The following is a 19,305-nucleotide window of genomic DNA, read 5'->3' as shown; positions in this document are numbered from 1 at the left end:
ATGGATGCGCTGATTTATACCGCCATGAGCGGGGCCGACCGTGCCCTGCGGGCACAGCAGGTACACGCCAACAACCTGGCCAACATCGAAACGGGCGGCTTCCGCGCCAACCTGGAAGTGTCCACTGCCCAGCCGTTGCAAAACGGCTATGGCTACGACGACCGCCACATGACGCAGACGCAGTCGAGCGCCATCGGCACGCGCACGGGCGCCATCAAGGAAACGGGACGCGAACTCGACGTGGCAGTCACGGGCCCCGGCTTTCTCGCGGTACAGTGGCAAAACGGCGAAGCCTACACGCGCGCCGGCGCCATGGACCTCGATGAAACGGGCGCGCTGACCATCAACGGCCGGCCGGTGCTGGGCGAAGGCGGTCCGATCACGATTCCCGAGCACACCAGCCTGTCGATCGGCGGCGATGGCACGATTTCCATCCAGGTGCCGGGCACTGCGCAAATGCAGACGGTCGACAAGCTCAAGCTGGTCAACGCCGAAGCGGGCGAGCTGACCAAGAACGAAGCGGGCCTCATCGTGGCGCGCGGCGGCGAAGACCTGCAAGCTGATCCGACGGTACGCATCCGCGACCGCCATCTGGAAGGCAGCAACGTCTCGGCCGTCGAGGAAATGGTCGCCACCATGAGCCTGAACCGCAGTTTCGAGATGCAGATGAAAGTTTTCAAGGCCAGCGATTCCATGACGGAATCGGGCAACCGCCTGCTGGGCGCTTAAGCCCAACGCCAATCTATTATTAGGAGCAATACATGAATCCAGCAATGTGGATCAGCAAGACCGGCGTGCAGGCACAAGATGCCAAACTGCAAGCCATCGCGAATAACCTGGCCAACGTCAATACGGTCGGCTTCAAGCGCGACCGCGTCGTCTTCGAAGACCTGTTTTACCAGGTCGAGCAGCAGCCGGGCACGCAACGCGCCGACAACACCCTCTCGCCATCGGGCGTACAGCTGGGTAACGGTACGCACATGGTCGGCACGCAAAAGGTGTTTACCACCGGCAGCCTGCAAACGACCAGCCGCGAATTCGACGTCGCCATCACCGGCAACGGTTTCCTGCAAGTGCTGCGCCCGAACGGCGAAGCGGCCTACACGCGCGCCGGCCAGCTGGGCATCAATGAAAATGGCGTGATGGTCAACGCCCAGGGCTTGCCCCTGGTGCCGCAGATCACCGTGCCGAACAACGCCACGGCCATCACCATCGGTGAAAACGGCATGGTCACGGCCACCGTGCCGGGCAATGTCGCCGGTACCGAACTGGGCCAGCTGAACCTCTCCAGCTTCGTCAACCCGACCGGCCTGCTGGCACTCGGTGAAAACCTGTTCCAGGAAACGGCATCGAGCGGCACGCCGACGGAAGGCCGTCCCGGCGAAGGCGCCCTGGGCAAATTGAAGCAATTCGCGCTGGAAGGCTCGAACGTGCAAGTGGTCGAAGAGATGGTCGACATGATCGCTGCCCAGCGCACCTATGAAATGAATACCAAGGTGCTGTCGGCCGCCGACAATATGCTGCAATACCTGGCGCAAGCGGCACGTTGATGAAGGCCGCACTGAAAGCCGGAGCGGCCCTGCTGCTGATCCTGGCGGCCGGTTGCGCCAGCCAGCCGGTGGCCCCTCTGGCGCCCAGCTTTTCCGATACGCCGCTGCCCGTGGCGCCGCGCAGCGCTGCGCGCGGCGGCGTGGCCGGCGGCGTCTTCAATCCCGATGCGGGCCTGGCCCTGACTTCCGACAGCCGCGCTTTCCGCGTCGGCGACGTCGTCACGGTGGCCCTGCAGGAAACCACGCAGGCGAGCAAGAAGGCGGGCACCTCGTTCAACAAGGGTTCGTCCGTCGGCGTGCAGGCGGCCAATATCCTCGGCAAGACCTTCCCCAAGACGGGCATCGACCTGTCTGCCGACCGCAACTTCGCCGGCGACTCGACCAGCACGCAGCAAAACGCGCTGTCCGGCGCCATCACGGTAATCGTGCAGGAAGTGCTGCCGAACGGCTTGCTGCGCGTGCAGGGCGAAAAAACCCTGACCCTGAACCAGGGCGAGGAATTCGTGCGCCTGCGCGGCTACCTGCGCGCGGCCGATATCGATTCCAACAACCAGGTGTCATCGTTGCGCATCGCCAATGCGCAGATCGCCTATTCCGGCCAGGGCACCCTGGCCGAAGCCAACAAACCAGGCTGGCTGACGCGTTTCTTCGTCGGCCCATGGATGCCGTTTTAAGGTGACCTCATGAAATTTCGTTCCGCCCTGCCCCTGGCAGCCATGCTCGCTGCGCTGTCCGGCTTTGCCCTGCCTGCCAGCGCCGCGCAAGTGCTGCGCAACCTGGTCAGCATCGAGGGCGTGCGCGACAACCCGCTGGTCGGCTACGGCCTCGTCGTGGGCCTGAACGGCAGCGGCGACACCACGCAGGTGAAGTTTTCCAGCCAGTCCGTGGTCAACATGCTCAAGCAGTTCGGCGTGAAAATGCCGGACGGCGCCGAATCGAAAAGCAAGAACGTCGCCACCGTCATGGTCAGCGCCGTGTTTCCTCCGGGATACCGCCGTGGCCAGGCCATCGACGTGACCGTATCGTCCTTGGGCGATGCGAAAAGCTTGCGCGGCGGCACCTTGCTGCTGACGCAATTGCGCGCGGCCGACAATGAAACGTATGCGCTGGCGCAAGGCAACGTCGTCGTCGGCGGCTTGAACGCCACCGGCAAGAGCGGTTCGTCCGTCACCGTCAACACGCCCACCTCGGGCCGCATTCCCAACGGCGGCAACATCGAGCGCGAAATCCTCAGCGATTTCTCGACCAAGCCGACCGTCACCCTGAATCTGCGCCACCCGCATTTCGAGACGGCCATCAATATCGTCGAAGCCGTCAACCGCCGCTTTGGCGCCGTCGCCACCACCAGCGACGCCACCAGCGTGGAAGTGCTGGCGCCGGAAAACCCGACCCAGCGCGTGGCCTTCATGGCCAAGCTCGAAGCCTTGAGCGTCGATGTCGGCGTCGATACGCCGAAGGTGGTCTTCAATTCGCGCACGGGCACCGTGGTCATCGCGGAAGGCTTGCGCGTGAAAGCGGCCGCCGTCACGCATGGCTCGCTCAAGGTCGTCATTTCCGAAAGCTCGGCCGTCAGCCAGCCGGCACCGTTCGGCCGCGGCCAGACCACCGTCACGCCGCAATCCAAAGTGTCCGTCGACCAGGGCAACGGCAATATGTTCAAATGGCCTGCCGGCGCCAAGCTGCAATCGATCATCGACGTGGTCAACAGCCTGGGCGCCTCGCCCGATGACATCATGGCAATTCTGCAAGCCCTCGACCAGGCGGGAGCCATCGAAGGCGAACTGGTGGTGATCTAACGTGCCCGTCAAAAAGCCCAGGACTGCGTTGCACTGCCTCGTCGTACATTCGTACTGCCTTCGGCAATGCGCCTTGCCCTGAACATTTTGACGAACACTGAAAGCTGAATGGAAATGAATGTAAACGACAGCAGCAGCGCCCTGCCCTCGGCGCTCGACGACCGCTCCCCTGCCGCCGCCACGCCGGCTGATCCGCGCTACGCGGCCAAGGCCACCGAGGCGGCCGTCAAGTTCGAAGCGTTCTTCATCTCGCACATGCTGCGCCAGATGCGTTCGGGCACGCGCGAGATGGCGGGCGAAGACAGCGTCTTCAAGGATCCCATCAACAACGACATGCTGGAAATGGCCGACAACCTGGTGGCCGACAAGATGGCCGGCCAGCGCGCCTTCGGCATCGCCGACGCCATCCTGCGCCAGCTGCTGCCGGCGGCCAGCACCCCGGTGGCAGCCAAAAGCACTGTCAAGACCGACAATATTGCAGCGCCGCTTAATAAATCCGTCTGAAGCGTCGCCTGTACAAGGTAACAACGATTCAATGCCTGCCCACCCGCACGCGCCACTCTCTTCACGAAAGAAACTTGCCCAATGAGCATCATCAGCAATGCATTGTCAGGCAGCATCGCCGCCCAGGCCGCACTCAATGCGGCCAGCCAGAACATCGCCAACCTGCAAACGGCGGGCTATACGCGCCAGGGCGTGCTGTTGTCCTCGCTTGGTGCCGGCGCGGGCGTGCGCTCGGCCGGCAATGGGGTGGAAGTGTCCGCCCTGCTGCGCTTTGCCGATGCTTATAAAAGCCAGCAAATGTGGCGCGCAGCGTCCGACCAGGGCGCCCGTTCGCAGACCCAGCCTTACCTGACGCAGCTCGAGCGCGTGATGGGCGACGATGCTTCCAGCATCAGCAACGGCATCGACGGCTTTTTCGCCGCCCTCAACGCCTCGGCCGTCGACCCGACCTCGACGCCCCTGCGCCAGCAGATCGTCACCTCCGCCGACGCCATGGCGCAGCGCTTCAACAGCATCAGCACCGTCATGGGCAACCAGTTGCTGTCGGTGCAGCAGCAACGCGCAGCGATCGTGCCGCAAGTCAATACCACCCTGGCCAATATCGCCGCGCTGAACCAGCGCATCAGCACCTCCACCGCCGCCGGCACGAATGTGTCGTCGCTGATGGATGCGCGCGACCAGCTGATCGACGGCCTGGCCTCGCAAATGGGCATCGAGGTCCTCGACCAGCCGGACGGTTCGCGCAATATCGCGCTGAAGTCGGGCCAGCCGCTGGTGATCGGCAGCCTGGCCGGCACCATGAGCAGCAACATGACGAACACCGGCGAACAGACGCTGAGCCTTGATTTCGCCAAGTCCTCGTACAAGCTCGACCCGGTCGCTATCGGCGGGCAGATGGGCGGCCTGGGCGAGTTCGAGCAAAATACCCTGAAACCGCTGCAGCAGTCGCTGCAAGACATGGCCACCCAGTTGACCAACAAGGTCAACGCACAGCTGGCACTGGGCAAGACCATGGCCGGGACCCCAGGTGGTCCCCTGCTTGCCTACGCAAATGGCAAGCTGAGCATTACCCCCGGCTTCAACGCCAAGGACCTGGCCCTGTCGCTGACGGGCCAGGCCGGCGACAGCGGCAACTTGCAGAAATTAATCGAGATCAAGAATCAGCCGATCACCGTCAGCTGGGTCGGTTCTGTCCTCATGAGCGACGCGGATACGCAGCTGGTCGGCAAGCTGGGCATTTACAGCCAGCAGAACCAGGCCTTGCTGAAGACGGCCAACACGGTGCGCGCCCAAGCGATCGACGACTGGAAGTCCACCAGCGGCGTGAACAAGGATGAAGAAGCGATGAGCCTGGTCGAATTCCAGAATATGTATCAAGCAAACATGAAAGTCATTTCTGTGGCGAATAGCTTGTTTGACGCCACTTTGCAAATGATGGGTTAAGGAGAAGATCATGCGTGTCGCCAGTAGCCAGTACCAATCGCTGATCAATATTTCGCTTCAGCAAAATCAGGAACGCATCAACTTCCTGACGCAGCAAATGTCTTCCGGCTTGCGCATCCAGCTGCCATCGGACGATCCGATCGGCAACGTGCGCATTTCGCGCCTGACGCGCGAGCAAGCCATGGTCACGCAGTACCAGGACAATATCGCCACAGTGAAAGTGCGCCTGCTGAAGAATGAAAACTACCTGTCGAGCATGGTCACCGACATGGGCCAGGCGCGCGACTTGCTGGTATGGGCCGCCGACGGCAGCAATACCCCGGGCGACCTGAATGCGATGACGCAATCGCTGACGGCCATGCGCGACAGCGTGCTGTACACGGCCAACCTGAAAGACCAGGAAGGCCGCTACATGTTTTCCGGCACAGCGACCGACCAGCCCGCAATCAAGTACGACCCGACGGCAGCCGCCGGCTCGCGCTACAGCTACATCGGCAACACCGACACGCAGACCGTGGTAGTGGGCAATGGCGTGACGCAGGCGGCCAACGTCGACGTGAAGAACCTGGAAGTGTGGCTCAACAAGATCGACCAGGTCATCACCACGCTCGGCACGCCAGGCGTCAACCCCAACGACCCGGCAGTGCGCGCTATCGTCAACGACGGCCTGGGCGGCACCGATGATGGCATGGATTTGCTTTCTGGCAAGATCGCCATCTTCGGCGGCGCGCAAAACATCCTCACCACGCTGTCCGGCAACCTGGCCAATGTGTCGCTGTCGAACAATTCGGCCCTGCTGGACCTGAAAAAGACCGACATGGGCGCGGCGGCGATTGAACTGACCGGCTACCAGACGGCCTTGCAGGCAACCTATAAAGCCTACACCAAGGTTGGCACTATTTCCCTGTTTGATCTTCTCTGACCATCATGCAAATCGTTCAGACTTCCTCCTCTTCCGGCGTCAATGCCAAAGGCGCCGGCACAGCCCGCGTCGTCGATGACGCGTCCGCCGCAGTCAAAAGCAGTGCCAGCGCGCGCAGCGAGGCGCCGGCAGCGAGGAGTTCGACGGCGAGCCTGCAGCGTGGCCTGAGCAACTGGGATCACCAGCTGCAGGGGGAAATTTCTAACGCACAACAAACCCTCGACTACCTGGAACGCAGCAGCAGCCAGTTGCAAGCGCTGAAAAGCGAACTGGCGGCCAAGCTGGCCGCGCGCCAGGGACGCGAAGGGCAAGTCGAAGCCAGAGTACGCCAGTTCAGCAATACCTGGCGCCAGCGCGCCAGCGCCTCGGGCGGCACGCTCGATGCACAGCTCGGCTATACCAGCCCGCAGGCGGCACAGCAGAACTTCAGCATCCGCGGCCTGACCATGGCCAGCCTGCAGGAAGGCCCGCAGGAAGTGCTGGCCTTTTCCGTCGGCGGCGCGAGCCAGGCCTTGCGTTCGGTGAATATCGAACCTGGCCTGAGCGAGAACGAAATCGTCTCCCGCTTCGACCGCGCACTGATGCCGTCAGGCATAGGCGTCAAGCTGGGCGAGAATGGCGAACTGGTGTTCAGCACGTCGGAAGCGGCCTGGGCCAGCGTGCGCGACAGCCTGTCCGTGCGCGGCAGCGGCATCCGCTACCCGACCGGCCAGATGAGCCGCGTGCGCACGGATGCGGAACCGGCCGCCATCGCCCCGGAAGAATGGAGTACCGGCGACGTGGAAGCCCTGCGCGCCACCTTGCAGCAAGTGGTGCAGGCGCTGGCGCAGTTGCAGGCGGCGCGCAGCTCCGTCAGCCTGGCCCTGGCGCAAGCGACGGGGCGGGTCGCCCGCGCGCAACCGGTGCAGCAAGTCAACGTCAGCATGGATACCTTGGCGGAAAACTTCACGGAAAAAGCCAGCCAGCCCGGCTATGAATCACTGCTGGCGATCAGCTCGGCGCTGGTCGGCATCAGCCGCGAGCGCGTCGTCGCGCTGCTGGGCCTGGAATAACCCCCTGCCGCGTGCGCTGACTTGGCGCACGCGGCAATAATGGGGCACACCCCCTAGCTCAGGACGGTGGAAATCCGTAAGATGCTGCTGTCGCTGGCGCTTTGTCCCATACGCCAGCGCATCCCGTCATCCACCTCCGGAGTTCCCTTGATAAAGACCGCCGCCCGGCTGATCAGCTACGCCCTGCTGGACAAATCCGGCAAGCACCCCCTCGATCTCGCCAAGGTGCGCAAGGTATTAATTTTGCGCAACGACAAGATCGGCGACATGATCGTCACCACGGCCCTGCTGCGCGAACTGAAGAAAAACTATCCGCACTGGCAGATCGATGTGGCCGCCAGCAGCGCCAACCGGGCCGTGCTCGCCGATAATCCGCATGTCGGCGAAATCCTCATCTGGGACAAGCAGCCGCTGCTGCGCGACTTGCGCACCACCATCGCCGAGCTGCGCCGACGCCGCTATGACGTCATCTTCAACCCCTACAACCGCTTTTCGATTCCCTTGCTGCTGCGCATCAAATGGCTGGGTGCGCGCTATTTGACGGGCTTTGCCATTCCCAAGTACGGCACTTCGACGGCGAATCTGGGCATGTTCGACCATACGGTGCCCTGCGACCGCAGCCGCCACATCCTGCACAGCTATTTCGCCACGTTCGGGCAATTTGAGCTGCGCGACATCGATATGCGCTATGAACTGTTCGGCGTGGATGCGCACGCGGCACGGGTCGACGCCGCCTGCGATACCCTGCTGCGCACGCATGAAGGCTTGTTTTGCCTGAATTTCCAGGGCAGCAATGCGCAACGCACGGTCAGCGTGGCCGATGCCCAGCGCTGCTGCGCGGCCCTGGCGGCGCGCTACCCGCGCCATGCGCTGCTGGTGATCGCCGCGCCGGGCAGCGAGGCGCGCGCCGCCGAGATCGTGCGCGGCGCCGGCCATGCCAACGTGATGGCCGCGCCGCCCACCGGCCACATCCTGGAGCTGGCGGCCCTGATCCGCCGCTGCGAACTGGTGCTGTCGCCCGACACGTCGGTGATCCACATCGCCTCGGCGTATGACAGGAAAATCGTCGGCTACTACATCCGCACCGACAACTACCGCTGGTTCTATCCGGCCAGCCGCCATTACCGCGTGATCCTGGCGCCCGGCCTGACCCTGGCCACGGTCAGCGCCGCCGAGACCCTGGCCGCCGTGGAACAGTTGATGCAGGACGATGGGCAGGCGCAAGCGACGCTTCAAGCCGCCGGCTGAGCCGCCAGCAAGCCATCCATCTGCCCTGCCAGCAGCGCGCGGGAAAAGAAATATCCTTGCGCATAGTCGCAGCCGGCGGCGCGCAGCAAATCGCGCTGCGACGCCGTCTCCACGCCTTCGGCCACGACTTTCACTCCCAGCCGCTGCGCCAGTGCAATGATCGCCTCGCACAAGCCCAGCCCGGCATCGTCGCGTCCCAGTTCGCCGACCAGCGAACGGTCGATCTTGAGAAAGTCGATATCGGCCTTCTTGATGCATCCCAGCGATACCTGGCCGCTGCCGAAATCGTCGAGCGCCAGCGCCAGGCCCATGGCGCGGAACTGGCGCAGGCGGTCGCCCACCTGGCGCGCCTTGTCGAGCAGCACGGCTTCCGTTGTTTCGATGACGATGGCGTCCGGCGCCAAGCCCGCCCGCGCCAGGGCATTGCCCCAGTCCTGGTACAGCGCGGCATCGCAGCGAAATTCCGCGGGCGACTTGTTGATACAGATCGGGAACGGGCCGCCATGCTCGCCCTGCCACTGGCGCGCCTGGCGCACGACCTGCTGAAACACCCACTCGCCGATATCGATGATCAAGCCGTTTGCCTCGGCAAAGGCGATGAAATCGGCGGGCACGAGCAAGCCGCGCAGCGGATGGCGCCAGCGCAGCAGCGCCTCGGCCCGCTCGATCGCGCCATCGCACAGGCGGATGATGGGCTGGTAATGCACTTCGAACTGCTCCTGCGCCAGCGCCAGGCGCATCTCGCGCACTGTGGCGCGGCGCAGGTCGGCCGCCTGCTGCAAGGCCGGCGTGAAATAGCTGTAACCGTTGCGTCCCGCACTCTTGGCCGCATACATGGCCTGGTCGGCATGCCGCAGCAAGGTTTCCGTTGCCTCGGCGTCGGCCGGATACAGCGCCACGCCCACGCTGGCCGACACTTGCGCCGTGTCGCCGTCGAGCACGAAAGGCAGGGCCAGCGCCGTCGTCAATTCCTGCAGCACGCGTTCGATGCCGCCCAACTGCCCCACGCCGGCCAGGATGACGGTGAATTCGTCGCCGCCCAGGCGCGCTACCGTGTCGGTGGCGCGCACGCGCTCGCTGATGCGCAGCGCCGCCTGGCGCAGCAGCATGTCGCCCTTCTCGTGGCCGAGGCGGTCATTTACCTGCTTGAAATGGTCGAGGTCGATGAACAGCAGGGCCAGGCAACCGCCTTCGCGGCTGGCGTGGCGCGCCTCGTGCTGCAAGCGGTCGAGGAACATGTGGCGGTTCGGCAAGCCCGTCAAGGGATCGAAATTGGCTTGCCGCCAGATGCGCTCGGACGCGGCGCGCTGGGCCGTGATGTCGCTGACGAGCGCCAGCGCGCCCAGGTAGGTGCCGCTGGAATCGAAGATGGGATTGGTGGCCAGGGTGGCCCACAAGGTGCTGCCGTCACGCCGCAGGAACTTGAATTCGTGGCGCTCGGCGATGCCATCCTGGCGCCGCGCAATGTTGCGCTCCAGGATGGCGCGCCCTTCGTCATCCATGAAGGCGGCCAGCGGCTGGCCCAGCATGTCCTCGATCTGGCAACCGAGCATGTGCGCCATCTTCGGATTGACAAAGCTGGTCAGCGCCTGCGCATCGATTTCCCAGATACCCTCCTCGGCGCCGTGCACGATGCGCCGGAAGCGCTCTTCGCTGCGTTCGAGCGCAGCCAGCTTGCCCTCGGCCTGCTCCAGCACCAGGCGCAGCGCCTGGCCGTTCGGATCTGCGCTGCCCAGCAGGCTGACGGGCAAGCCCGCCTCGCGCGCGCCAAGGCGCAGCCGTACCTGCAGCTGGATGCGCTCGGGCTCGCTGCTATTGAGCACGCGCTGCACGAACTGCTCGAAATCGTGGCGGAACGCCTCGTGGACATACGAACGGAACAGCACGTGGCCAAGGCGCTCGCGCACCAGGCCGAACAATTCGGCCGCCACCAGGTTGACCTGCACGATCGCGCCATCGAGGCCGAGCACGAAATAGGCGACAGGCGCCAGCAGGTATAAATCGTTGAAATAGGCTTGCTCGCGTTCGGCCTTCATCCGTTCCGGACTGAAGACGCCATCGTCAAGCAGGGGCGCGGCATGCCCCAACACGCCGTCATGGCTGTGCTGGGAGGAATCCGGATCAGGTACCGCGAGCGGTGGTATGTCCATGGCTATCCTTTGCACCGCCGCCCTGGCAACCAGGTGGGTGCAGTTGCAAGACTAGCATGCGCCACGCGCAGTGTCGAGCCAAGCCTGCCATGGATGTCACTTCTGCAACAAGGCCGCTCAGCGTCCCATGCGGCTGCGGCGCAAGCCGAAATCATGGCCCACCACCAGCAAGGTGCTCGCTACCAGGCTCGATAGCCCCACGATCAGCTGGATCAATTTATCATCAGGCAAGATCCACAGCGACGAGTCCGGCGTCTCGCAGCCCGTGGCCGCGCTGATCAGGGGAGACACCCAGGCCGCGTCCGGCGTCACGTCGAGCACGACGGCGCCGTCGGCGCTGGTCTGCATATAGATATCGCCGCCTTCGGCCAAAGTAAAGCAGATGCCCACGCCCGTTTCCGTGGCGCGAATATTGTCCTGCATGCTGCGGTTATGTTCTTCGATCCACACTTCCACGTCGTATGGCGTTTCCAGGTGCTCCCACGGACGGGGGCGAAAACGGGGACGTTCGTCCGCACTGGCGGGGGTGTCAGGAACCTCGGGGATGTTGCTGTCTGCTGCGCCTTGCATGCTCGTTGACCTTTTCTGCGGTGATGCGGCGGGACCGGTTGCCTGCCAGCCGCCATTATCCACCGTTCAGGGCAAGCATGGTATTCCCACGCCGAATCAATCAGAAAAACTGACAGCTATCGACTTTAAAGATCAGCATGCCTGACTTAAAATACGCGCCATCTCTTCTTTACAGGCTTTACATGCAAGGCATTAAACGCAAAATCGTCTACGTCACCGCTTTTGAAATCATCGGCATGGCCATTTCCACGCTCTGGCTGACCCTGCTTTCGGGCGAATCGCCCACCAGCACGGGGCCGCTGGCCATCATGATCACCACCATCGCCGTGATCTGGAACCTGCTCTACAACACCGCATTCGAATACTGGGAAATCCGGCAAGTGTCGCGCACGCGCACGGTCTGGCGCCGCATCCTGCATGCGATCGGCTTCCAGATCACGCTGGTCATCTACCTGATCCCGCTGATCGCCTGGTGGCTGAACATCAGCCTGTGGCAAGCCTTCGTGCTCGATTTCGCGCTGATGCTGATCATCCCGTGCTACAGCTTCATTTTTAACTATTTCTTCGACGGCCTGTTCGGCGTGCCCCTGTCGGCGCAGCAGCCGAAGGAAGAAGCCACTGACGTTCAGGCTGCTTCGCTGAGCAACTGAAGAAAAGACCGCGCCGCCATGCCCAGCGGCCGGTCCTTCATCCACACCAGGTGGATGGGCACGACCAGGCCATTGCCCGTATTCTTGAACGCCACGCAGCGCACCCGCCCCGCCGCCAGAGAATGCTGGATGGCCGAGGCGGCAAAGTTGCCCCAGCCCAGTCCCGCTTCCACCATGGCCAGCGCCATCGGCAAACTGTCCGTGCGCCAATAGGACAGCCCCACCACGGGGCGCGCATCGGCCAGGTCGAGTTCGCGGCTGGCCACGATGATCTGGCGCAAGTTCACCAATTCCTCGATATACAAGGGCTGGCCCGCCGCGCTGGGCGGATGCTGGGTGGAAATAATCGCCAGCAAGGCATCGCTGCCGACCAGCTGGAACTGCTCCTCGTGATTGATGCGCCCGCCTGCGAAAGCCATGCAGGCGCTGATGCGGCCCCGGTGCAGCATGTCGAGCACATCGTCCTGCGGCGCCGTCAGCACCTCGATATCGAGCAAGGGATGGCGCTGCGACAGCGCGCGCACGGCGGCCAGGAAGGGAGTATGGTCGAGCTCGGCCGCGATGCCCAGCGAAATGCGGCTTTCCAGTCCCTGCGACAATTCCTGCACGTGCAGGTGCAACTGTTTCAACTGCTCGGCGATCAGGCGCGCGTGCGGTATCAGGGCCAGCGCGGCCGGGGTGGGCACCGCTTCGCGCGCGCCGCGGTCGAACAGGGTGATGCCCAGTTCCGCCTCGATATTGGCCATCGCCATGCTGACGGCCGACGGCGCCCGCCGCAAGGCGCGCGCGGCAGCCGAGAACGAGCCGCCGTCGACGACGGCCAGGAACAGTTCGATGTTATGGCTGGAAAGTTTCATGGAAATGGAAAAAGGGAAGCTCGAAACGGGCGGCACTTTGCCGCCGCTGGCGATAGAATGAAAGAAATCTCGACTGCAGGAGGAGCCATGACTCATCCACTTCCCTACCGCTGCGGCGGCTATGTCTCGGAATTCACGCGCTTTATCGACGGCTATCTGCGCGACCATCCCGAAGCGCAAACCAGCCAGCGCCTGGGCTGGCGCATTTACTGGGAACGCCCCGTGAATTTCGAGGAATGGCGGCGCGCCGAACGCGATAGCGTGCCGGAGCCGCCCTACCACTACGACTAAAAAGCCTTAGCCTTTCCAGGTGCGCTGGAGTCCGGTATCCGCATGTATCCAGCCACCACGCGGGCCGTTGCGGTAATAGAAGCCCACGCCGCCCTGCTTGAAGCTGCGCACCAGCGAACCGAGCACTTCCGCGTTCAGATTCGCCACGCGGATGTCGGCGGCGCGGCCCGAGATGTGCAGCGACTGGCGCGCGGCCGGCACGCCCGCTTCGCGCAGCCTGCTGTTCGACTCGGCCGTGCGGTAGCCCGACAAAATCTCCAGCGGCTGCTCGATGCCGTAGCGGGCCACGAACGCTTGCGTGCCCCACAGGGTTTCCAGCAGTTTCGGATCGATGGGCGCCGTCTTCTTGCCGTTCACGTCGCGCAGCAAGTGACACAGTTCCTGGTAGGCCGAATCGATGACTTCGCCATCTTTCCAGTACAGCAGCTTGGCCTTTTCATTGCTGGCCGGGCGCACCACTTCCAGGGTGCGGGGCTTGAGCCAGAATTCCAGGTCCAGCGCCTGCGCATCGAAAATGTCGGGTGGCGGTTCCATCTCGGTGATGGCCTGGCGCGACTGCGACGTGATCGAGCGGTCGATGCTGGCCAGTTGCGTCGGCTGCGGCGGCACGGCCGTGCGCGGCGCGCGCGGCTTGGCGCTGGCCGAAGCCGAGGCGGGAGCGGCCGTGCGCGAGGCGCAGCCGATGAGAGGAGTGGCAACCAGGCCCAGCGCGGCCAGGCCCATACCGTGGTGTAGAAAATTTCTGCGCGATGCCATAGTCAGTCCAATTTAACGATGGGAATACTATAGCGTATTGTGCCGCGAAGAAAAACCCTCAATGCCTATCGTGTCACCCTCATTTCAAGGCATTTTGCGTCAGGCGGCAGCCGCGACGGAGGCGCCGGCGCCTTTCGCCTGCGCCAGCGCCGTCAATGGCTTGTCGAGCAGATAACCCTGGGCCACGATGGGCAAGCCCGTGATGGCGGCGACGCGTTGCAGCGCGGCCAGCGCGGCCGGCGTGTCGAGGCGCTTGAAAATGACGCGGATTTTCGCCGCATGGCACACAGTGACGAAGCTGGCGACGGCTTGCTCGTCGCTGAGGTTGCCCGCGTCGAGCTTGAACGCATGCGGGTGCAAGCGCTCCAGCATGCCCGTTGCCTCATGCACGTTGGCCACGTTGATGGCCAGGCGGAAACCGTTGCGGCGGTAATTGTCGGCCACGTAGTTGAGCAGCCAGCCCTGGTTCGGCGTGACCGTCGGCAATTGCAGCACGATGCGCTCGATGGGCAAGCCCAGCGCGTCGAGGATGCGCTGGAAAGCGTGGCCGTGATTGCTGCTGACGGCGCTCAGCAGGCGGTCATGCACATTCAGGTACAGGTCGGCCTGCTCCGCTTCCGCCTGCCGGAAAAAATTAATGGCATGCAGCATGCGGCACAGCCGGTCCAGCTCCACGGATTCATCGTCGCTGGCCGCGTGATCGAGCAAGCGCCACAGCGACAAGCCCTCGTCCGCCTTCGATACGCTGCGCGCCAGTCCTTCGAACGCCACCAGCTTGCCGCTTTCCAGTTCGCGCAGCGGCTGGAAGGCGCTGGTCATGGTGCAATTGAAAAAGCGCCCCAGCGCCCGGCCCTCCCCGTCGAGCCAGACGCTGGTGCCGGCCTGGGTTTGATGCGACAGGCGGGCCAGGTAATTTTTCAGGACGGGAAATGGCATACGTGCTCCTTCGTAAGGCTGCGCCAGCTGCCCTCATGGGGAAGACGGCGCCAAAGTGTGCAGAGTAAGGCAGCGCAAACCAAAGGAGAACGAATGGTTTCGCCATTTGATATGCACCAAGCAAATATGGACGCAACAACGGACAGCGCATAACCATAGTCGGAAACATTCCTTCCCGCCCCCTGGTCCAGCCTTTACTGTGGGCATGTACCGATACCATCAGGAAGGGCCGCCATGTGCCAGTTACTCGCAATGAACAGCAGCAAGCCTGCGGCGCTGGGATTTTCCTTTGCCGGCTTTGCCGAACGGGGCGGACGCACGGACGAGCACCGCGACGGCTGGGGCATCGCCTATCATTCCAGCAGCGGCTGCACCCTGCTGACGGATCACCTGGCGGCCATCGATTCGCCGCTGGCGGCCCAGGTGCAGCAGCATCCCGTGAAGGCGAAAAACATCGTCGCGCACATCCGCAAGGCCACGCAAGGCCGCATCGCCCAGGAAAATACCCACCCGTTCGCCCGCGACCTGTGGGGCAAGACCTGGTCCTTCGCCCACAATGGGGACTTGAAAACGTGGCGTGCGCCCGCCAATGCGCACTACCGCGCCAGCGGCGACACGGACAGCGAACAAGCCTTCTGCCACCTGCTGGCCACCTTGCGCACGCAGTTTCCCCTCGGTGAACCCACGCGCGCCGACTTGCGCGCCGCCATCGCCGAGGTCGCCAAGGACATTGCGGCGCACGGCACCTTCAATTTCATCCTGTCGGACGGCGAACTGCTGTTTGCCCACTGTTCCACGCACTTGCACTATGTGATACGCGAATACCCGTTTTCCGTGGCGCAACTGATCGACTGCGAGCGCAGCATCGACTTTCGCCAGCACAACCACCTGGACGACAGGATCGCCGTCATCGCCACGCATCCGCTGACGCAAAACGAGGATTGGCTGGCGTTCGCTCCCGGCGAACTGAAACTGTTTACGGGCGGCACCTTGCTGCCGGCGGATGATGCCGCGCCACAAGGCGTGTATATCCAGATCAGTTACTGAGGGAATTATTGAACGGGAAGAAATGGCCCGCCGCCGGATGGGCGGGCTGAGGGAATGGCGGGGCGTCAGGCCGAATTGCAGTTGCAAAAGCGCTTGCGCTTGGGGTCGCCGCTAGCGATGCCCGTGGGATCAATCTGTTTCCAGCAAAAAATCGTTTCCACGCCATATGGCGAACGCACATTGCCCGCCTCGACATAACCCTGCTTGACGAAAAAGGCCTGGCTGCTGGCCGTGCTGTGCAGTTGCAGGGCCTTGATGCCCCACTCGCGCGCCTGCGCTTCCAGCTGCTCCACCAGCGCCTTGCCGGCGCCGCGGCCTTGCGCCTCGGGCAGCAGGTAGCACAGGGCCAGCTTGCCGGCGCGCGTCAGCAAGCCGACGCCGACAACGGCGCCCGCCTCGACTGCGACCAGCGAAAAATTAGTCGGCGACGCAAACCAGCACGCCACCATCTGCGGTGTTTTATTGCCCAGCCAGGCTTCCAGGATGGCCGGATCGTCCCGGTGATCGAGGCTGCAGCATTCGACGATGGAGCGTCGTAATACGTTGCACGCCTCGAAAGCGTCGGTCGATGTTGCAATACGAATTTCAAGACTCATGTACGCTCACAAAATATTCCAGTTGCCGATGCGGACGGTTTTCCCCCTGTATCGTGCGATTCGACTATACACCAAGCGGCGCTTTCGGGTTTTTTGCCGCACGCCACGGGCCGGTTTTGCCTATGGCGCTATGCCTGCAGACTAAGTGCTGATGCGCATCTTGCCCACGAATGTTTCCAGAAATCGATATATGTTTTTTAGCGCAAACGGGAATCGAATCTAAGAGCCTATCCCCGCAGGGAGCGTCTTCTGCTGGCAGCGCATCAGGAGCGCGGACAAGGCGTGAGGAGGACGCGTGGCGAGCCACGCGACGACGAGCAACGCAGTCCCCGCTTCTGAGGGGCGCCAGCAGGGGATGTATTCATCTGCTGGGATAGGCTCTAAGCATATTACGAAAAATTCGTTTCTTTTCCGGCCGGAATTTTAGACTATGTCTATCTATTCTCACAACAAGAGTTCAATATGACCCATTCCAACGCCGTAACGACTGCCGCAGCAACGCTCACCCAACGCTCGCGCCGCTGGTTCCTGGCCAGCGCCCTGGCTGCTTCCGCCGCCGCCATGAGCCTGCCGATGGCCGCCAGCGCCGCCGAACCGGTGGTCTTGCTGAACGCGTCCTACGACGTGATGCGCGAATTGTTCAAGGACGTGAATCCCGCATTTATTGCTGATTGGAAAGCCAAAACGGGCGAAACCATCACCATCAAGCAGTCGCACGGCGGCTCCAGCAAGCAGGCGCGCTCCGTCGCCGATGGCCTGGAAGCATCCGTCGTGACCATGAACCAGGCCAATGACATCGACATCCTCGTCGACCGCGGCCTCGTGGTGGCCGACTGGGCCAAGAAATTCCCGAACAATGCGGCGCCGTTTTACTCGACCATGGTGTACCTGGTGCGCAAAGGTAACCCGAAACACATCAAGGATTGGGACGATCTGGCCAAGCCCGGCATCAAGGTCATCGTGCCGAATCCGAAAACCTCGGGCAATGGCCGCTACACCTACCTGGCGGCCTGGGGCTATGCCGTGAAAAAAGGCGGCAGCGAAGCGCAGGCGCGCGACCTCGTCACCAAACTGTTCAAGAACGTGCCCGTGCTGGACGGCGGCGGCCGCGGCGCCACCACCACCTTCACGCAGCGCGAAATCGGCGATGTGCTGGTGACGTTTGAAAATGAAGTGCAACTGGTGCGCGCCGAATTCGGCGACAACTTCGAAGTCGTGTATCCAAGCATCTCCATCCTGGCCGAATCGCCGGTGGCCGTCGTCGACAAGGTCGTCGACCGCCGCGGCATCCGCAAGGAAGCCACGGCCTACCTGCAATACCTGTACTCGGAACCAGGCCAGGAACTGGTCGCCAAGCACTACCTGCGCCCCCGTTCGGCGGCCGTCGCCAAGAAATACGCGGCCAGCTTCAAGCCGATCACCCTGTTCACCATCGACGACGTCTTTGGCGGCTGGAAACAGGCACAAAAGAAACACTTTGACGATGGTGGCGAGTTCGACAAGATTTATCAGAAGTAATCTTCGCCGCATCAACAAAAAACCGGGACATGTCCCGGTTTTTTTATGCCTCCACACATCACTGCTTCTTCAGCAGCAGCTTGAATTGCGGCACCCAGCGCCCGTCCACCAGCATCTCGCTGGCCGCCTCATACGCATCGCCCGACGGCGTCCAGCGCACGCGATAGGTCAGCGTCTTGCCATTCGCCCCCACGTATTGCGTGGCGGGAAAGTCGAGGCCGCCGTCCGCCGGCAGCATCGTGCCGCGGCTATGGCCGCCGCTGTTTTCCACATACAGGAAGGCTACCTTGCCTGCGGCGGGATCGTGGTAATACGTGGTTTCGCCCACGTAGTCGGGCTTGCCGGGGCTGCGCACCGTGTGGACGTCGCGCAGCATCTGGCCGCCATACAGCCACTGGAAACAGTGCTCATCCGTTTGCTTCCCGCCAGGGAACTCGCCCTTCCAGCAATGCCCGGCCAGGAAAGCCATCGGTTGCAGGGCGGCAATGGGTTGCGCCAGCACGGCGGCTGTGGGCAACAGCAAGAGCGACAGCAGGAATGGACGCATGGCACACCTCCGGTAGATACTCGAGTATAGGCGAATAATATGCTTGCAGCAGCGCTGGCGCACACTTTGCGCATATCGATATGCGCATCGATTCGTGGTCAAAAGCGTGCGCGCGCCGTACTCTGGCCTTGTCGCGCCGCATGGCGTATTACGGGCTCAAAGGAAATATCATGGCTATCTCGGAAGTGAATGTACGCAACCAGTTTCGCGGCAAGATCAAGGAAATCATCTTTGGGCCCGTGGTCTCGGAAGTGGACGTGGAAACGCCGCACGGCATCGTCACCTCGGTGATCACCTCGCGCTCGATCAAGGACCTGGACTTGAAAGTGGGCAGCGAAGTCATCGCGCTGGTGAAATCGACGGAAGTGTCGATCGCCAAGATCCAGTAAGGGTTACCCACCCGCTAACGCCGCGCCCCTTGCCATCCGGCAGCGACGCGTGCGTCAGGGCTTGATATACGCATACCCTTCCTGCCACTGCAAGCGGCTCAGTTCGGCCACGCCCGAGGGCACGATGACGGCGTCGGGCAGCACGCGCTGGCGGTCGATGTTGCGTCCTTGCAAGGTGTTATTGCAGACACGGAAACTCACGCCGCGCTTGGTCAGCTCGCGCACCACTGCGTCATACGGAGTGCCATTCTTGTCGACGGCGCCATCGAGCAGGAAATCGATGCCGGGGCCATGCGCGACGAGCACGATGGTGGCTTGGGGACTGGCGTCCAGGTGATTGCGGATATTTTTCAGCGCAGCCGTGGCATTGCTGGCGTCATTGACGTGATACACCACCTTTTCCTCCTTCTGCGCTGCCGTGGCGGCAGTGCAAGCGAACAAGGAAAGAAGGATGGCGGAGAACCAGCGGCGCAAGATTGTCAT

At 62.8% G+C, this 19,305-nt stretch carries 22 protein-coding genes; 14 read left to right on the top strand and 8 right to left on the bottom strand.

Features of this window, described 5'->3' with window-relative positions; all coding sequences use genetic code 11:
- From U0004_RS12780 to U0004_RS12740, 9 genes are all read left to right on the top strand, one after another.
- On the top strand, nt 1–729 hold the full coding sequence (locus U0004_RS12780; protein ID WP_034787834.1) for a flagellar basal body rod protein FlgF: 729 nt from the start codon (nt 1–3) through the stop codon (nt 727–729).
- A 32-nt stretch (nt 730–761) separates the two neighbouring features.
- Entirely contained in the window at nt 762–1,550 is a 789-nt protein-coding gene (gene flgG / locus U0004_RS12775; RefSeq protein WP_167468652.1) for a flagellar basal-body rod protein FlgG, read from the top strand.
- Nucleotides 1,550–2,224 carry a flagellar basal body L-ring protein FlgH gene (gene flgH / locus U0004_RS12770; RefSeq protein ID WP_070253633.1) on the top strand — a complete coding sequence of 225 codons (675 nt, stop codon included), beginning with the start codon at nt 1,550–1,552 and terminating at the stop codon, nt 2,222–2,224. The genes flgG and flgH overlap by 1 nt, the downstream gene beginning before the upstream one ends.
- Nucleotides 2,225–2,233: 9 nt before the next feature.
- Nucleotides 2,234–3,346 carry a flagellar basal body P-ring protein FlgI gene (locus U0004_RS12765; RefSeq protein ID WP_034787825.1) on the top strand — a complete coding sequence of 371 codons (1,113 nt, stop codon included), beginning with the start codon at nt 2,234–2,236 and terminating at the stop codon, nt 3,344–3,346.
- A gap of 108 nt (nt 3,347–3,454) precedes the next feature.
- The gene (locus tag U0004_RS12760) at nt 3,455–3,850 is read left to right on the top strand and encodes a flagellar biosynthesis protein FlgJ (RefSeq protein WP_370452801.1); all 396 of its coding nucleotides are present in this window, start codon (nt 3,455–3,457) and stop codon (nt 3,848–3,850) included.
- A gap of 81 nt (nt 3,851–3,931) precedes the next feature.
- Entirely contained in the window at nt 3,932–5,293 is a 1,362-nt protein-coding gene (flgK, locus tag U0004_RS12755) for a flagellar hook-associated protein FlgK (RefSeq protein ID WP_070253634.1), read from the top strand.
- Nucleotides 5,294–5,303: 10 nt separating this feature from the next.
- Nucleotides 5,304–6,215, top strand: a complete 912-nt coding sequence (flgL, locus tag U0004_RS12750) for a flagellar hook-associated protein FlgL (protein ID WP_034787818.1) — start codon at nt 5,304–5,306, stop codon at nt 6,213–6,215.
- A gap of 5 nt (nt 6,216–6,220) precedes the next feature.
- Nucleotides 6,221–7,267 (top strand): hypothetical protein, encoded by a 1,047-nt coding sequence (locus tag U0004_RS12745; RefSeq protein WP_034787803.1) that lies wholly within the window; start codon nt 6,221–6,223, stop codon nt 7,265–7,267.
- Nucleotides 7,268–7,414: 147 nt separating this feature from the next.
- Nucleotides 7,415–8,515 carry a glycosyltransferase family 9 protein gene (locus tag U0004_RS12740; protein WP_070253635.1) on the top strand — a complete coding sequence of 367 codons (1,101 nt, stop codon included), beginning with the start codon at nt 7,415–7,417 and terminating at the stop codon, nt 8,513–8,515.
- Here the strand turns inward: U0004_RS12740 and U0004_RS12735 are convergent.
- Together U0004_RS12735 and U0004_RS12730 are read right to left on the bottom strand one after the other, a co-directional pair.
- Nucleotides 8,500–10,665 carry a putative bifunctional diguanylate cyclase/phosphodiesterase gene (locus U0004_RS12735; RefSeq protein ID WP_327076258.1) on the bottom strand — a complete coding sequence of 722 codons (2,166 nt, stop codon included), beginning with the start codon at nt 10,663–10,665 and terminating at the stop codon, nt 8,500–8,502. The genes U0004_RS12740 and U0004_RS12735 overlap by 16 nt on opposite strands.
- Before the next feature lie 117 nt (nt 10,666–10,782).
- A complete protein-coding gene (locus tag U0004_RS12730; RefSeq protein ID WP_034787797.1) occupies nt 10,783–11,235 on the bottom strand; it encodes a hypothetical protein in 453 nt (150 codons plus the stop codon).
- A 182-nt stretch (nt 11,236–11,417) separates the two neighbouring features.
- Here U0004_RS12730 and U0004_RS12725 point away from each other — a divergent pair, with 182 nt between their 5' ends.
- Nucleotides 11,418–11,885, top strand: a complete 468-nt coding sequence (locus U0004_RS12725; protein ID WP_070253636.1) for a PACE efflux transporter — start codon at nt 11,418–11,420, stop codon at nt 11,883–11,885.
- On the opposite strand, the gene U0004_RS12720 is transcribed toward U0004_RS12725, so the two are convergent.
- Nucleotides 11,861–12,742 carry a LysR family transcriptional regulator gene (locus U0004_RS12720; protein WP_034787224.1) on the bottom strand — a complete coding sequence of 294 codons (882 nt, stop codon included), beginning with the start codon at nt 12,740–12,742 and terminating at the stop codon, nt 11,861–11,863. The genes U0004_RS12725 and U0004_RS12720 overlap by 25 nt on opposite strands.
- Before the next feature lie 87 nt (nt 12,743–12,829).
- On the opposite strand from U0004_RS12720, the gene U0004_RS12715 reads away from it, so the two are divergent.
- Complete coding sequence (locus tag U0004_RS12715) at nt 12,830–13,033, top strand: DUF3460 family protein (RefSeq protein WP_070253637.1); 204 nt, start codon at nt 12,830–12,832, stop codon at nt 13,031–13,033.
- 6 nt (nt 13,034–13,039) lie between these two features.
- Here U0004_RS12715 and U0004_RS12710 read toward each other — a convergent pair whose 3' ends face one another.
- Complete coding sequence (locus U0004_RS12710; RefSeq protein ID WP_370452800.1) at nt 13,040–13,789, bottom strand: YcbK family protein; 750 nt, start codon at nt 13,787–13,789, stop codon at nt 13,040–13,042.
- 99 nt (nt 13,790–13,888) lie between these two features.
- Nucleotides 13,889–14,725: an EAL domain-containing protein gene (locus U0004_RS12705; RefSeq protein WP_070253639.1), complete on the bottom strand. Its 837-nt coding sequence runs from the start codon at nt 14,723–14,725 to the stop codon at nt 13,889–13,891.
- Nucleotides 14,726–14,959: 234 nt separating this feature from the next.
- Between U0004_RS12705 and U0004_RS12700 the strand changes: the two genes are divergently transcribed.
- Entirely contained in the window at nt 14,960–15,772 is an 813-nt protein-coding gene (locus U0004_RS12700; protein WP_071653602.1) for a class II glutamine amidotransferase, read from the top strand.
- Nucleotides 15,773–15,837: 65 nt separating this feature from the next.
- Here the strand turns inward: U0004_RS12700 and U0004_RS12695 are convergent, their stop codons facing one another.
- Nucleotides 15,838–16,368: a GNAT family N-acetyltransferase gene (locus U0004_RS12695; protein ID WP_070253641.1), complete on the bottom strand. Its 531-nt coding sequence runs from the start codon at nt 16,366–16,368 to the stop codon at nt 15,838–15,840.
- A 561-nt stretch (nt 16,369–16,929) separates the two neighbouring features.
- Here U0004_RS12695 and U0004_RS12690 point away from each other — a divergent pair.
- Complete coding sequence (locus tag U0004_RS12690) at nt 16,930–17,886, top strand: sulfate ABC transporter substrate-binding protein (RefSeq protein WP_046685513.1); 957 nt, start codon at nt 16,930–16,932, stop codon at nt 17,884–17,886.
- A 58-nt stretch (nt 17,887–17,944) separates the two neighbouring features.
- On the opposite strand, the gene U0004_RS12685 is transcribed toward U0004_RS12690, so the two are convergent.
- The gene (locus U0004_RS12685) at nt 17,945–18,433 is read right to left on the bottom strand and encodes a hypothetical protein (protein WP_070253642.1); all 489 of its coding nucleotides are present in this window, start codon (nt 18,431–18,433) and stop codon (nt 17,945–17,947) included.
- Nucleotides 18,434–18,603: 170 nt separating this feature from the next.
- Here U0004_RS12685 and U0004_RS12680 point away from each other — a divergent pair, with 170 nt between their 5' ends.
- Nucleotides 18,604–18,822 (top strand): TOBE domain-containing protein, encoded by a 219-nt coding sequence (locus U0004_RS12680; RefSeq protein ID WP_034757699.1) that lies wholly within the window; start codon nt 18,604–18,606, stop codon nt 18,820–18,822.
- Between the two features lie 54 nt (nt 18,823–18,876).
- On the opposite strand, the gene U0004_RS12675 is transcribed toward U0004_RS12680, so the two are convergent.
- Complete coding sequence (locus tag U0004_RS12675) at nt 18,877–19,305, bottom strand: DsrE family protein (protein WP_081345408.1); 429 nt, start codon at nt 19,303–19,305, stop codon at nt 18,877–18,879.

This window comes from Janthinobacterium lividum (genome assembly GCF_034424625.1).
GTDB classification, from domain to species: Bacteria; Pseudomonadota; Gammaproteobacteria; order Burkholderiales; family Burkholderiaceae_D; genus Janthinobacterium; species Janthinobacterium lividum.
This window is presented reverse-complemented; position numbering and strand designations above follow the sequence as displayed.